This is a genomic window from Collinsella sp. AF16-8 (assembly GCF_003462695.1).
Lineage (GTDB): Bacteria > Actinomycetota > Coriobacteriia > Coriobacteriales > Coriobacteriaceae > Collinsella.
Genome location: NZ_QRXX01000008.1, coordinates 91166 through 104511, shown reverse-complemented (window position 1 = coordinate 104511; position 13346 = coordinate 91166). Strand labels below are relative to the sequence as shown.

The following is a 13346-nucleotide window of genomic DNA, read 5'->3' as shown; positions in this document are numbered from 1 at the left end:
TATGAAAAACGCGGCGCTCCGACAAGAGCGCCGCGCGATACGGGCCATCAGATTGCAAAAGTGTAACGCTTGCACCCGCTGTTTTGGTTCAATTTGGCAACCTTAGTCCATCGGATTGAGCGCGTCAATCTGGGCGAGCCACAGGCGCGAGCTGGCGTCACTCGGCATGCGCCAATCGCCGCGCGGGCTGAGCGTGACCGAGCCCACCTTGGGGCCATCGGGCAGGCAGCTGCGCTTAAACTGCTGGGCAAAGAAGCGACGGTAGAACGTGCGTAGCCACGTGTGAATGGTCTTGACGTCGTAGACGCCCTCGAAGCTCTTGAGCGCCATGCGGTAGATCTTGCCCGGCTCAAAGCCAAAACGCAGCAGGTAGTAGAGGAAGTAGTCGTGCAGCTCGTACGGGCCCACCAAATCCTCGGTCTTCTGCGCAATCTCGCCGTCGCCCGTGGGCGGCAGAAGTTCGGGAGACACCGGCGTATCGAGGATATCGAGCAGCACCTTGGCGATGCGCCCGCCAAAGACATCGGCCGCATAGCGCACCAGATGGCGCACGAGCGTCTTGGGAACGCTCGAGTTGACGGCGTACATGCTCATATGGTCGCCGTTGTACGTAGCCCAGCCGAGCGCCAGCTCCGACAGGTCGCCCGTGCCGATGACAAAGCCGCCAGCCTGATTGGCCAGATCCATCAGAATCTGCGTGCGCTCGCGGGCCTGGCTGTTCTCGTAGGTCACGTCCTGGACGGTCGGATCGTGCTCGATGTCCTTAAAATGCTGCTCCACGGCTGCATGGATCGAGACTTCGCGGAAGCTCACGCCTAGGTCGCGAGCGAGCGACTCGGCATTGGACTTAGTGCGGTGCGTGGTGCCAAAGCCGGGCATGGACACGGCCGTGATACCGGTGCGCGGCAGGCCCAAGGCGTCGAACGCACGCACGGTCACGAGGAGCGCCAGCGTGGAATCGAGGCCGCCCGAAAGGCCGATGACGGCCGCCTTGGTGCCCGTATGGGCAAGGCGGGTCTTGAGGCCCGCAGTCTGCAGATCGAGGATCGTCTCGCAGCGCTCGGCCAAGTCGCCGTGGTCGGCCGGCACGAAGGGCGCGCGGGGGAAGACACGGTCGATGTCGAGCGCATCGCGCAGGACAGGCTCTTCGGCGAGCGAGCCCTCAAACGAAAACTCAACGGTCGTGGCCTCCGGCGCATCGTCCGCGCGCGTCCACGTCGTCGAGCGACGGCGCTCAGCAACCAGACGGTCAAGATCGACATCGGCCACCGCCATATCGCAGGTAAGCAGTTTAGTGGCGGCGAGCTTGGATCCGTTTTCGTAGATAAGGTTCTCGCCCGCAAAGACCATGTCGGTCGTGGACTCGCCCTCGCTCGCGTCCGCGTAGGCATAGGCGCAGTACAGGCGCGCGCTTTGGTTAGAGATAAGGCTGCGGCGGTAATCTGCCTTACCGATAATCTCGTCCGAGGCCGATGGGTTGAGGATCACCGTGGCACCGGCAAGCGCCATCTCGGTCGAAGGGGGCGCCGGCACCCACAGGTCCTCGCAGACCTCAACGCCCAGCGCCAGGTCCTCGGCGCCCTCATCACAGCAACGGTAGACAAGCCCCGAACCCAGCGGGACCGGACCCTGACCGGCAAATTCAACCCACACGGGATCCGCAGGCGCCGGAGCAAACCAGCGGCGCTCATAGAACTCGCCATAGTTAGGCAGATACTTTTTGGCCGTGAGGCCCAAAAGCTCACCTGCACAGCACACGGCGGCGCAGTTGTAGATATTCTCGGCAACTGCAACGGGAAGACCGATGGTAAAGACAATCGGCAGCTCGCGAGTTTCATCGAGAATATGTGCCAGTGCGGTCTCGCAGGCATGCAGTAATGTGCGGTTATGGAACAGGTCGGCCGCGGTATAGCCGGTCAGGTTAAGCTCGGGCAGCACCAGCGCGCGAACGCCGCGCTCGGTAGCCTCGCGAACAGCCGTCAGCGCAACCTCGGCATTGCCCTCAACATCGGCCACGCGAATCTTGGGCGAGGCCGCTGCCACGCGCAAAAAACCGTCGTTCTCAACTTGACCGTTTAGAAAATCGTTCATGCGAGCTCCAGCACATCCGTTAGCCGCAACGAGCGGCGGCGATATAGTCCGCCTCCATTGTACTGTCAAGTTCAATCAGCACAGATGGGACAAGCTCATGATTAAAATTGGAAAAGAGAAGCCGGGATGACGTTTAGCAGTAGAACGAGATCTCGTCCACAAGGAAAAATGCCTTCCATTTAGAGCAAATCAATTCATGCTGAGCGGCGATGATTTCACAGAGGTCATCAAGCGTGCTCCGGGGGATCTTCGCTTTGTTATTAGCGACAATGCAGCCACCTCTTCGAGTCAGCCAGATTTTGGCCGAGTTATCTGAAGGCGCCCCCTTGCAAACATGGACATGGATTGGCTCGCCCGCTTCATTGGACCAAAAGAAGACCCGATAGCCGCCAATAAGAAAAAGGCTAGGCAACTTTAGCTCCTCCGTTTGCGGCGTAGCGATACAGCAGATGGGCGTTATTGCTCAGAAAAGTCTCAAAACCTCGCTTCTCCTCGTCGGTAAAACGCCCCTCCCACATGGTCCAATTGTAAGAAGGCAGCTCGCAACGAGCGGAGTCGAAACCCTCTGCCGTCGGTCGTTCAAAATGCACGATGACCTTTTCGATATCGCCATCTGTGATCAGGTCAGAATGAATGACCTCGGTACCATCTTCGAATGTCATATACGGGTACATCACGTAAACCACCTCGCAATCATTAATTCAGTTTAGCATCAAGCTAGTGCACCAATGATAGCAAGCCCCCTTGATGAGTTGATGGCATCTGTTGCCAGCACGATCGACGGCGGTCCGGATTGTTGGGCCCCGGCCATAATCGACCGCCACGAAGCGTTCATCCGCAGGTGCGTGGCATAGCGCCTAGAACACTAGCTGAGACAAGGACACTATCGCTGGCATAGTGAACATAGACAGAAGGGTGGTAACACAGACTGTTCCACATGCATATCGATAGTCCTTATTATGCTGCTGGGCAAAGATAGCTACATTCGCGCCGGTGGGGGTCGCAGCCGCAATCAGCAGCGCCATCTTAATTGACCTATCACATGGAAAGAGACATAGGAACAGGAGCGAAAGAATCGGAATGACAAGCAGCCTGACCGATGAGACGGCAAACAAGCTTTTCGCCCTCAGGAGCGCCATCAAATCAGACTGAGCAAGATAGATACCGAGAGTCATCATTGCTAGCGGAGTGTTGAGCCCCGAGATATACGAAAGCACTGACTGTGCCAGAGGGACCGTTGGGACACGAAGGATAAAAATCAAGAAACCGCCCAATAAAGCCATGACCATTGGACTTGTCAGGATCGCTTTAGGACTCATACATTTTTTAGACCCCGACAGCAGATACTGCCCGTATGTCCATTGCATGGCATTGAGAAGAGCGATCATGCACGTGATGAAAAACACGGCATCTTTTCCAAGCGCCGCTTCAACAAGGGGTATTCCCACAAATCCAGCATTCGAGAATGCCGCAGCAAAAATGTCGATGGGACGGCCCCTGAACAACAGGCGGGCAACAACGCAAGCGAGCAACAACATCGCCGCCGACAGCATTAAGGTCATTCCCAACTCATACATCCTCTGAAACGAATACTCGATCCAAAATGATTTGAGAATGATTGCGGGAATCACAAGGTTGATGAGCAACTTTCCGAATTCTATTGCAGCCTGCTCGCTCAATATGCCCAAGCGGTTTAGAGCGTAGCCCATTCCCATGAGCAAAAACATGATAAGGACTTGTTGGATGAGAGGTTCAATGATTGACACAATACATGCTCCGTATAATCCTGACCGGTTCATCTACCACGATGGTCTATAGCGCCTGCTATAGCGCGGCACCGACCGCCTGAATGATTCGCGCAACGAACGCATCGGCAACCCCGCGCGGCGTTCGCGAGTTGTAGGTTTCAAAATACTTGCCGTAGTCTTCCTGAGGCACAAGGTAGTTGCAGTACGTGTTCGCATAGCCGATAACAAAGACGTTGTATTGGCTAAACGCCCTCTTAAAATCCAAGCCTAATGTGCTACACGTATCGCATGGCATCGTGATAAAAATGCAGTTACCAATTACCGCAAACTGGCTCGGAAGCTCAAGCTCGATTTTCCCCATCGAGAGCTTAAGCTGTTGCCGCTTAAGGAGAAAGTCTCGCATCGGGCTCGCATCCATAGCCTCTATCCGATTGGTCATCTCGATCCAATCCGGATCTGTTTTTGCATCGTAGACACTCTTCATGCTGATAGAGCCCCAACGCGGGGTATCAACTCTGAGTGCCGCGCGCTCACGCTTGGATTCAATTTGAGCGCAAAGTTCGTTAGCCGTACGCTCGAGTTCGGCAACTCCCTCCCCTTGCCGATAGAAACGCGTCGACACATCCCCGCACGTTCCGTTGACGCAAAGTACAGGACAGCCATATTTCCTCTCCAAACGCTGCCTGACATGCCCAATCAAATCAGCAGAGAGGACGGCGCTTTTCCCATTAAGGATGGTAGGATGAGCGGACATGAACAGCATTTTTCCAATTGGGCGACCACCTTGAGCGTCCTCAAACGAGAAAATACTTACCTGTTTATCGGCCGGACCGCCCTGAACATTTCGATTCCCGTACAGTCCCTCGATGCCTAACATCTCCATCGATACGGTCGCCTTCGACCTGGACGCCCATGCAGATACCGCCGCCTCGGTAGCCAAGCCAATCAAATCACTCGTCAATTCGGTTTCAGGTAACGTGTCCTCGTAGGCAAGCTTAAAATAGCATGGTGCAGAATGGGTATGAATGCATGCGACGACGATATTGCTCGAATCGATGCCCGTTTTTGACGATACGGCGTTCTTGACCGAAAGGGAAAAATCTTTCGACACCATTATTGAATCGAGCTCGATAAGAATAAACGGGACAAGATCAACACAGACAGCGCTAGCGTTGACCTCAATAGGATCAAGAACATCCGTCCAGGCACCTTTTCTGTTGTAGCCGCCCATGCGGCAAGGAGACTGGGGTGTTACGTCAATCTTCGAGATTCCAAACTCTATGTTCATTCCAACTCCAACTCTTCGCGGCACACGCCGCCCAAACATCGGAAATAGAAATACAAAAAGAGAAGGGCGTCATGGACGCCCTTCCAATGCGTCCTGCCACACGCAGGCCGTAGAAAACTTAACGCTCGGAAACGGGACCATTCTCGAGCTCATCCGCCGTAAAGCCCAGGAAATACGTGCCCAAGGCGCTCACAAGGAAGCCTGCACCAGCAGCGATTCCAAAGTTGATGAGATTCTGGGTCCCGCCGCCCGCAAACGCGAGGAACTCCAAGAAGTTGGATGCCGCGCCGGCAGTATAAACCGTGGCTCCGAGAGCGATTGCAAGCGCACCGGCAACAAAGGATCCGATAATCTTCCAGACAAACACGCGGCGATAGCGCAGCATCATGCCGTAGATGAAAGGCTCGCCGACGCCTCCGACAATGTTTGCGACCAAATAGCCGAATGCCATGCTCTTCTCGTCTTTATCGCACAGCTTGAGCCAGGTCGCCACCTCGCAGCCGAAGGTCGCCCAAAGGCTAACGCCCGTCGCAACCAAAACAAAGCTGTCGGTTCCCACAGTCATATAGTTAGCGATGGCAATCATCGCAACCGCCACATGCATGCCGGTAATAATCATTGGGCACCAAAGACCCGCCAGAATACCTCCTCCGAGGATGGCGGCGATACCACCGGAAGTACCAAGGAACTCAAAACCGGCGGCGAGGGCATTACCGGCCCATGAACCAACAGGGGCGAGAGCGCAGAGAGACACAGGAACAGCGACGACCATGGTAATGAAAGGCGCGAAAACCGTTGAAAGGGTATCTGGCACATATTTGCGGAAGAAGCGCTCGATATAACTCATCGCCCACACGGACAGAAGAATGGGAAGGACCGTCTTTGTGTAGTTTGCGGCGACGCAAGGAATGCCATAAACGGAGAACTGAGCTCCATCGGTCGCAAGCTGAATCATGGTCGGGTCGATAAGAATGCCGCCCATAAAGGCACCGAGGACAGGCGTTACGCCAATGTTCTTAGCCGCATTATAGCCAAGGTAGATGGGGATAAAATAGAACGCTGCGTCATAAACCATGTTCATCAGAACATAAAGGTCGCTTGTGTCGGACAGCACGCCCGCCATCGTAGGTCCCAGCACCACCGCTACGGTCTTGAACAGGCCAGCACACATTAGGACGGGGATCATAGGCACCATGGAGCTTGACAGGTAGTTGAGGATGTTATTGCCAATAACCTTAGGTGTGAGCTTCTGCTTAGGAGCATCAAGGTTCTCGTCGATGGCGTCCTGCTTGGCAAAGCCGCCGATCTTGCAGAGCTCGTCATAAACCTTGGGCACGTTTTGGCCCACGATTACCTGGAACTGCCCTCCGGAGATTTGAGCACCCAACACACCGCCAATCTTCTTCACTTCTTTGATATCGGGGGCATCGATATCTTTGAGGTTAAAACGCAGGCGCGTCATACAGTGCGCAACAAACGTCACGTTCTCCTTGCCACCGACGGCCTCGAGCACGTCCGCGGCGATTTTCTTATTGTCAGTCATAGCTGAACTCCCTTGCTTTTCTGTCTTCCCGTTTGCGCACACGCGAAGAACCGATTACGGCAGGCCTGACACGAGGCAAATCGAGAAAAGCAAGAAGAAGACAAAAACAGAAGAGCCCCAAAGCACAAAGCGGACAGGGAACTGTCTACGTCATGCTTCGAGGCTCTTCTCGAATAACACCTTATGTGACTACGAAACTACATCCAACAGATGCTTTTACGAAAGTCGAAACCGGCAAACGGTCGAATTTCGGCGATGAGCGGTCAATCAGGACCTGGATCCCGCGCAGACGCGATTGACATGGAGCATCAGGTAGACCTTCTCTTCATCGGCGAGCGCGGCGTCAAAGCGTTCTTCGATAAGCGCGGCCATGCGGTCGACGCACACGGCCACATCGGGATGCTGCTCGCAAAGCGGCCCATAGAGCGCACCGTTCTCCGTGTTGAGGGGCTCTCCTGTCTGCACGCGCTCCAGCAGGTAGCGCACGTGTGTGGCATAGCGGCAAAAGTCAAAGCCGTCGCGGTCCACACAAACCCCCAGCTCGGACTCGATGATCTTGGTGAAGTTCTCGAGCATCACCTCGTCCTTACGCACCGTATTGGATTTGGCCTTTGAAGACGAGGCGACCACGCTGTTGACGATGCAGAGCGCGATACCGCTCGCCTCCCCCCGCGGCATCTTAACGTTGAAGCCGCGATTGATGCCCTCGAGCGCGAACTGGGCGATCTTGTACTCGATGGGGTACATCTGCTGCACGTCATAGGAAAGCGGCATCTGCACAAACATATGCTCGCGGCAGCGCTTGATGGCAAAAGCGATATGGTCGGCCATGGTAAAGGGAAGGTTTGCCGAGAGCTCGCGCGAGATGTTGGAGCGAGCGATATCGGCAATCTGGGCGGAGAACTCCATCACCTGAGGATCGATCTCGTCGAGCAGCGCTAGGTAGCGCGAGTCGACACCGTAGAAGGTTCGCTCGATCTTATCGAGTGTGACCTCATCGGGGCCATTGGGAAACCCGATACCGCGGCCAATTGCCACGAGTTCACGGCCCTTGGCGTTTACGCAGATAACCGTATTGTTGTTGATCCGCTTAAGGATTTTCATGACGCTCCCTACCCGGCGCAAGCAACAGCGCCGCGAGCCCGATTATTCCACGGGATTTCAAATCCGGTCAACCTTCCTTTCGACATCCGAACGATTCGCCCCGTCTTCATTCGATCAGCCTGAGAAGAAGTTTCGCGCTTTGGTGAGTTGATGGTGTTGCGGGCGAATCCATCTCCGGTTCACACCGACTGGGTACCCTGAGGGCTGAACAACCTGTCGCAGCACTAAACGAACCGGGAGGACCCCGTATGACGACTGAATATACCGACGCGCCGCGCACGCGCGTCATGACACCGGCATCGCTCAACAACGGCGTGCACGAGAACCATTCCATCGGACAGACCATGGCCATTGCGCCCAAAAAGGGCCTTTTCGACGACATTTCCATTCCCCAGATCATCGCCGGCGCCGCAGCTGCCGCCACGAGCGTGGCGCTTGCTTCAAAGATCGGCATTGCCGGCTCGGTGATTGGTGCCGCCGTGAGCTCAGTCATCACTGTTGTGTCCTCGCAGGTCTATCGCCACTTTATCTCCGCCAGCGCCGAAGCAATCAAGGGCACGCATGCCGCTGTCGACTACCCTACCGGCGCCTACGAGCCCGTTGAGCCCAATGTCGAGGAGCACCTAGGTGGCGCCGCAACCACGCAGGAGATGCGCCAGGTTGCGGGACGCGCGACCACGGCGCGCGTCGCTCCCAACAGCCTGCGCGCCAAGGCGGCGGCTGAGCGCAGCCAGACGCAAAAGAAGGTCATCGTCTTCTCGATCGCTATCGCCATCGTCGCGGTCATCGCCTGCGCCGGCGCCATCCTTATCACCACTGCCGGTGAGGGTCTGGGCGAGCGTCCCGAGCCAATCCTGTCGTCGCGCACGACCGAGAGCGATGCAAATGGCAACACCCAGTCGCAAGATCAGCAGGCACAGACGGACGATACGCAAGACAGTTCTACCTCTGCCAATTCGTCCTCGAACACCCAAAACCAATCGCAGGGCGTCGATTCCTCTGCGAACAACAGCGGCACGCAATCCGGCACGACTGACTCAAGCCAAACGACTGACGGCTCTCAACCGAGCACGGGCGACCAGGCGAATGGCAATACACCGAGTACGGGATCTACCGACAACAGCAACACCAACAGCTCGAGCGGAACCGCGTCCGGCACGGCATCTGACAGTTCAAGCCAAGGCACGACATCGGGCAACTAGGCACTGCATCCCCAGATAGGCAACCTGTACAACGGGCGCGAATCGACAGCGGTTCGCGCCCGTTTGCCTTGGGCGCCGTCATGGCGAGCGCCATGCGATGGTAAGATGCTTTACATGTGTAAAGAGGAGATTTGCCATGAGCAAGACAATAGTTAGGCCCATGCTTTCGCTGGGCAACCACATCTACCTGTATCGCCTGCTGCGCGATGCGATTGGGTGTGGCAAGCAAACGTTTATGACGCAGGTCGAAGAGGCTCTCGCCGTTGGCGACATGACTGCTTATGACCTGGGCTTCGAGTCCACGCGCGAGTTGCTCGAGGAACTCGACGACTGCATTAAGCTGACTGTCTTTAAGGGCGGTCGCCTGTATGCCACGGTCATCGCCAACGAGGCATGGGATGCCGCACTTGCCAAGGGCGAGGACAAGCCCAAGGCTGCCAAGGGAGCCAAGCAGTCCTATAAAAAGAAAAAGCGCGGCGAGAAGGACCTCAAGGTTGTACGCCCCAAGCACGTTAAGCGTCCCGAACCAGAAGCCGCGGTTGAAGCTGTGCCGGAGCCCGAGCCCGAGACAGAGATCGAAGTCGCTATTGAGGTGGCAGCAGAAGCCGAAACCGAAATCGCCGCCATGACCGATCCCGAAGTCATGTCAGAACAGGAAGCCGCTGCGGAGCTCAACGAGGCTCCCAAGTCGACAACCGAAGAAGCCGCTGACCAATCCGAGACGCCTGCGTTCCAAAACAGTGATGTCTTTGGCGACGAGGCCGAGGACAATCAACCCGACGAGTCCGCCGATCAAGACGCTACCGAGTCGACGCCGGAACCCGAGACGCCGCAGCCTGCCATCTCGCTTACGGTCGTCTATGACCCCGAGAACGCCAACGCTGGCATCACCACCATGGCATCCACGCCCATCGAGGCAAAGTCGAGCGTCGAGAATGAGAACGCGACGCAGGTTGAGGTTGAAACCGCAGTTGCAGACGCACCCGTCACCGTGAAGCCCGCAGATTCCGAGATCAAGCCGAAAGTAACGCCGGAGCCCGCACCCGTCATCGAATCCATGCCCGCCGCCGCTTGCGACCAAATACCCGCATCCGCACCGGCTTCGCTACCCGCAGCGGCCCCAGCCCCCGCACCTGCAGCGCCCGCCATCCCCAAGGACTTCCCCGTCGATTTCGCAACCGAGGTCTTCTGCCCCGGCCCGCTTCTGCACCAGTTGTCGACCTATCTCCCCTACGGCGCCGACACGCTCGGCATCGTCGGCGAGTACTACTGGATCGCCCGCGAGCGCGGTACCATCGAGGCCGCGCGAAACCGCGCAAGCTTCCCCCTGCGCTACACGCAGGCCGGCGAGCGCCACGAAGTCACCGTGCGCATCCGCCGCAACACCACCGGCGGTCTCGGAGCCACCTGGGCCATCGATAAAGTCGAACCTTCTACCAAGTAACAAAAAGGGACGATAACCCTCAAGGTTATCGTCCCTTTCTCATTAGGTCACCTGAGCTCGACTAATCGCGCGTCAGCTTGCGGTGAATACGATGCGGCTGGGCTGCGTCCTCGCCCAGGCGCTCGATACGGTTGGCCTGATAGGCCTCAAAGTTGCCCTCGAACCAATACCAGTTGCCCGGATTCTCGTCGGTGCCCTCCCACGCCAGAATATGCGTGGCGACGCGATCCAGGAACATACGGTCGTGGCTAATGACCACCGAGCAGCCCGGGAACTCAAGCAGCGCCGCTTCGAGCGAGGACAGCGTCTCGACGTCGAGGTCGTTCGTGGGCTCGTCGAGGAGCAGCAGGTTGCCGCCCTGCTTGAGCGTAAGCGCCAAGTTCAGACGGTTGCGCTCGCCACCGGAGAGTACGCCAGCGCGCTTCTGCTGGTCCTGGCCCTTAAAGCCAAAGCTCGCCACATAAGCGCGGCTCGGAACCTCGGTCTCGCCGACCATCATGTGGTCCAGGCCGTCCGAGACGACCTCCCACAGGTTCTTATCGGGGTCGATGCCGGAACGGTTCTGGTCGACGTAAGAAATCTTGACGGTCTCGCCCACCTCGAGCTCGCCCGAAGTCAGCGGCTCCAGGCCCACAATCGTCTTGAACAGCGTGGTCTTACCGACACCATTGGGGCCGATGACGCCCACAATGCCGTTGCGCGGCAGGGTGAACGAAAGGTCATCGATGAGCACGCGGCCATCGAACTCCTTGTGCAGATGATGGGCCTCGAGCACCTTGTTGCCCAGACGCGGGCCCACAGGGATGCGGATGTCGGTCCAGTCGAGCTTCTGGCTGGCGCGGGCCTCGGCCTCCATCTCCTCGTAGCGAGCCAGACGGGCCTTGTTCTTGGCCTGGCGAGCCTTGGGCGAGCTGCGTACCCACTCGAGCTCGGCCTCCATGCGCTTGGCGAGTTTGGCGTCGCGGTTGCCCTGAGCCTCGATACGGGCGGCCTTGGTCTCCAGATACGTGGAGTAGTTGCCCTTGTAGGGATAAAGGTGGCCGCGGTCGACCTCGCAGATCCACTCGGCAACGTTATCCAGGAAGTAGCGATCATGCGTGACGGCAAGCACCGCGCCCTGATAGTTGTGCAGGAAGTGCTCGAGCCACAGGATCGACTCGGCATCCAGGTGGTTCGTGGGCTCGTCGAGCAACAGCAGGTCGGGAGCCTCGAGTAGCAGCTTGCACAGGGCCACGCGACGGCGCTCGCCGCCGGAAAGCACGTGGACCGGCATGTCGGAATCGGGCAGCTGCAGGGCGTCCATGGCCTGACCGAGCTTGGAATCGATATCCCAGCCGTCGGCGGCGTCGATCTCGTCCTGGAGCTTGCCCATCTCGGCCATGAGGGCGTCCATATCGCAATCCGGGTCGCACATCTCCTCACCGATCTTGTTGAAGCGATCGACCTTGGCAATCATATCGCCAAACGCCATGCGCACGTTCTCGATGACGGTCTTGTCGTCATCGAGCGGCGGCTCCTGCTGCAGGATGCCCACGGTGTAGCCGGGGGTAAGCCTGGCATCGCCGTTGGAGACTTCCTCGATACCGGCCATGATCTTGAGCAGGGTCGACTTGCCCATGCCGTTGGGACCCACGACGCCGATCTTGGCACCGGGGTAGAAGCTCAGGGTCACGTCGTCAAGAATCACCTTGTCGCCATGGGCCTTACGAGCCTGATACATCTGGTAGATAAACTCTGCCATTTGCCTGTTTTATCCTTTCTACCTGCTGTTTCCCTATTCTTGATTCGCTTTAGTGGAAACGAAATGAGAAAACCAGCTCTGAAACTTAACGAAAAAGGGGCATGGTTGCCCACACCCCCTAATACTACCTGGGAAAAGTCCCCCGGAACATACTATGAACTGCGTACGCTAGTTTTCCGCAACCTTAGCGAACGGCTCGCTGCGATTTACGCCACAGCAGATACGAATAGGCGTAGGCAGCTCCGGCCGAACCAAACGCCAGAGCCGCAATCACCGCGGCGACGACTTCACTCGAAAGCACGCTGCCCGCCACGCCCATCACAATCAGGCCAACACCCAGCACCATAAAGCAGGCACCGCCAAAGCGCTGCGTACGGCGCCAGTTCTCGGGATCGGCAAGCGCCCAGGGCGTCTTGATACCGAGCGTATAGTTCTGCTTCACACGCGGCAAGTAGTTGCCTACGCCGATGAACAGCAAACCGACAGCACCGGAAATCAGCACGTTGACCGAACCGACCGCCGGCACCACGCCCCAGACCGTAAGCTCTCCCAGCCAGCTTATGGCGCACATGAACAAGGTGAAGGCAATTACGAAGCCCTGATAGAACTTACCCGAGGTTCGATATGCCTCACCTTTGGGATCGATGCGCGGCACCACGCAGAACATTGCGAGAAGCGCCAGAGGCAGCACGCCGAGCGCGGAGGCCATCCAGCTAGGACCCCAACCGTCGACAGCGCCGTTCGCGCCCCAGTGCGTGGGAATCTGCGCAGGCAAGCTCGGCATCACCATGAGGTGCGCTACGACATTGGCGACGCACAGAGCGACCAGCGCAATCCACACGCGCGACGATACCCCTGTGGGGTGAATGCCCTTGTTTTCGTTATTCATCCTTATCACCTTCATTGTTTGTAAAACCCATAAACCAGCCAATTAAATCCTGCATGACGGTGGTGTTTAAGCTGTATACGATGTTTTGGCCATGGCGCTCGTCGGTCACCAACCCGGCGTTTTTAAGCGTCGCCAAGTGATGGCTCAGCGACGGCTTACTGATATCGAAATGCTTGGCAAGCTCCCCCGCCGTGCAATTGCCCTCGCGCAGCAGTTCCAAAATGCGCCGCCGCGTAGGATCGGCCAGCGCCTTAAAACCCTCTCCCGGCATAAGACCTCCTCTCAGCACCCCTCAT

General features: G+C 57.4%; 12 protein-coding genes. 2 read left to right on the top strand and 10 right to left on the bottom strand.

Translation table 11 applies throughout. The features are described from left to right. Positions 1 to 102 precede the first annotated feature (102 nt). The 7 genes from DWW73_RS08160 to DWW73_RS08130 form a co-directional block, all read right to left on the bottom strand. Complete coding sequence (locus DWW73_RS08160) at positions 103 to 2091, bottom strand: NAD(+) synthase (RefSeq protein WP_117779273.1); 1989 nt, start codon at positions 2089 to 2091, stop codon at positions 103 to 105. Between the two features lie 133 nt (positions 2092 to 2224). Continuing rightward, complete coding sequence (locus tag DWW73_RS08155) at positions 2225 to 2503, bottom strand: DUF4160 domain-containing protein (protein WP_117635420.1); 279 nt, start codon at positions 2501 to 2503, stop codon at positions 2225 to 2227. Further along, a complete protein-coding gene (locus tag DWW73_RS08150) occupies positions 2496 to 2765 on the bottom strand; it encodes a hypothetical protein (protein WP_117635421.1) in 270 nt (89 codons plus the stop codon). The genes DWW73_RS08155 and DWW73_RS08150 overlap by 8 nt, the downstream gene beginning before the upstream one ends. A gap of 183 nt (positions 2766 to 2948) precedes the next feature. Further along, complete coding sequence (locus tag DWW73_RS08145; RefSeq protein ID WP_158550973.1) at positions 2949 to 3857, bottom strand: AEC family transporter; 909 nt, start codon at positions 3855 to 3857, stop codon at positions 2949 to 2951. A gap of 58 nt (positions 3858 to 3915) precedes the next feature. Beyond that, positions 3916 to 5127 (bottom strand): hypothetical protein, encoded by a 1212-nt coding sequence (locus DWW73_RS08140; protein ID WP_117773912.1) that lies wholly within the window; start codon positions 5125 to 5127, stop codon positions 3916 to 3918. A gap of 118 nt (positions 5128 to 5245) precedes the next feature. Continuing rightward, entirely contained in the window at positions 5246 to 6670 is a 1425-nt protein-coding gene (locus tag DWW73_RS08135) for a PTS transporter subunit EIIC (protein WP_117779291.1), read from the bottom strand. A 267-nt stretch (positions 6671 to 6937) separates the two neighbouring features. Next, positions 6938 to 7774, bottom strand: a complete 837-nt coding sequence (locus tag DWW73_RS08130) for a PRD domain-containing protein (RefSeq protein WP_117773911.1) — start codon at positions 7772 to 7774, stop codon at positions 6938 to 6940. A gap of 248 nt (positions 7775 to 8022) precedes the next feature. Here DWW73_RS08130 and DWW73_RS08125 point away from each other — a divergent pair, with 248 nt between their 5' ends. Further along, on the top strand, positions 8023 to 8976 hold the full coding sequence (locus DWW73_RS08125; protein ID WP_117779272.1) for a hypothetical protein: 954 nt from the start codon (positions 8023 to 8025) through the stop codon (positions 8974 to 8976). Between the two features lie 136 nt (positions 8977 to 9112). Further along, positions 9113 to 10420 carry a hypothetical protein gene (locus DWW73_RS08120; protein WP_147343549.1) on the top strand — a complete coding sequence of 436 codons (1308 nt, stop codon included), beginning with the start codon at positions 9113 to 9115 and terminating at the stop codon, positions 10418 to 10420. Between the two features lie 61 nt (positions 10421 to 10481). Here DWW73_RS08120 and ettA read toward each other — a convergent pair whose 3' ends face one another. The 3 genes from ettA to DWW73_RS08105 all read right to left on the bottom strand — a co-directional run bounded on the left by ettA (position 10482) and on the right by DWW73_RS08105 (position 13321). Then, the gene (gene ettA / locus DWW73_RS08115) at positions 10482 to 12161 is read right to left on the bottom strand and encodes an energy-dependent translational throttle protein EttA (RefSeq protein ID WP_117779270.1); all 1680 of its coding nucleotides are present in this window, start codon (positions 12159 to 12161) and stop codon (positions 10482 to 10484) included. 184 nt (positions 12162 to 12345) lie between these two features. Beyond that, positions 12346 to 13050: an SdpI family protein gene (locus DWW73_RS08110; RefSeq protein ID WP_117779269.1), complete on the bottom strand. Its 705-nt coding sequence runs from the start codon at positions 13048 to 13050 to the stop codon at positions 12346 to 12348. Continuing rightward, positions 13043 to 13321, bottom strand: a complete 279-nt coding sequence (locus DWW73_RS08105; RefSeq protein ID WP_117635429.1) for an autorepressor SdpR family transcription factor — start codon at positions 13319 to 13321, stop codon at positions 13043 to 13045. Before DWW73_RS08105 ends, DWW73_RS08110 begins: the two co-directional genes overlap by 8 nt. Between the last annotated feature and the right edge of the window lie 25 nt (positions 13322 to 13346).

Bases quoted from the DNA above. Each gene is read 5' to 3' on its own strand.
- DWW73_RS08160 (WP_117779273.1), bottom strand. From the start codon at position 2,091: ATGAACGATTTTCTAAACGGTCAAGTTGAGAACGACGGTTTTTTGCGC.
- DWW73_RS08150 (WP_117635421.1), bottom strand. From the start codon at position 2,765: ATGTACCCGTATATGACATTCGAAGATGGTACCGAGGTCATTCATTCT.
- DWW73_RS08140 (WP_117773912.1), bottom strand. From the start codon at position 5,127: ATGAACATAGAGTTTGGAATCTCGAAGATTGACGTAACACCCCAGTCT.
- DWW73_RS08135 (WP_117779291.1), bottom strand. From the start codon at position 6,670: ATGACTGACAATAAGAAAATCGCCGCGGACGTGCTCGAGGCCGTCGGT.
- DWW73_RS08130 (WP_117773911.1), bottom strand. From the start codon at position 7,774: ATGAAAATCCTTAAGCGGATCAACAACAATACGGTTATCTGCGTAAAC.
- DWW73_RS08125 (WP_117779272.1), top strand. From the start codon at position 8,023: ATGACGACTGAATATACCGACGCGCCGCGCACGCGCGTCATGACACCG.
- DWW73_RS08120 (WP_147343549.1), top strand. From the start codon at position 9,113: ATGAGCAAGACAATAGTTAGGCCCATGCTTTCGCTGGGCAACCACATC.
- ettA (WP_117779270.1), bottom strand. From the start codon at position 12,161: ATGGCAGAGTTTATCTACCAGATGTATCAGGCTCGTAAGGCCCATGGC.
- DWW73_RS08110 (WP_117779269.1), bottom strand. From the start codon at position 13,050: ATGAATAACGAAAACAAGGGCATTCACCCCACAGGGGTATCGTCGCGC.
- DWW73_RS08105 (WP_117635429.1), bottom strand. From the start codon at position 13,321: ATGCCGGGAGAGGGTTTTAAGGCGCTGGCCGATCCTACGCGGCGGCGC.